Genomic DNA, 535 nt, shown 5'->3' on the forward strand with positions numbered 1-535 from the left:
GGTGCTCGTGAACCGAGCCCGCTTTTCTTCGGCAAGCTCAGGCGGTCTCGGCCATTCGGCTTCGCCCCTTGGCGTGGGCAGCCCTTCGGGCTGTGACGGCCGCCGCCCTTGCGGGCGGCGCGGTTTGTCTGTTGGCCTTTCCCGGCGGCGGGGTGGGCGGCACTCCCTTCTAGACCCGCCGCGGCAGCCCGCAACCCTTCGCGTGCCGGTCAGGGTCCTCCTCTTCGTTCCGGTCCTTCGGATGCGGTCCGCCTACCACGGCGGGCCTTTCCGGTCGCGACTCGCCGCCCACCCCGCTTCCGGGGAAAGGCGCGGCGATTGGTGAGCGGAGGATGAAACGATGCATGCAAACAGCAAGCGTACCACCAGCGGAGAGGCTGGCGCAGGCAAGGGCAGGCGCCCGGGCGCCAGCCTCTATCAGGAGATCACAGACCGCATCATTGCCGAGCTGGAGCGCGGTACCGTGCCATGGGTCAAGCCATGGGGCAGCGCAAAAGCAGGCCTTGGCCTGCCGAGGAATGCGTCCACGGGGCGC

1 protein-coding gene is annotated in these 535 nt (G+C 69.2%); it reads left to right on the forward strand.

All coding sequences use genetic code 11. From position 1 onward, the window contains the following. Positions 1-340: 340 nt before the first annotated feature. Positions 341-535: ArdC-like ssDNA-binding domain-containing protein (locus NKH03_RS34950; RefSeq protein WP_352973406.1), on the forward strand; the 195-nt coding region annotated here is incomplete at its 3' end.

The organism is Mesorhizobium sp. M1406 (assembly GCF_040317555.1).
Lineage (GTDB): Bacteria > Pseudomonadota > Alphaproteobacteria > Rhizobiales > Rhizobiaceae > Mesorhizobium.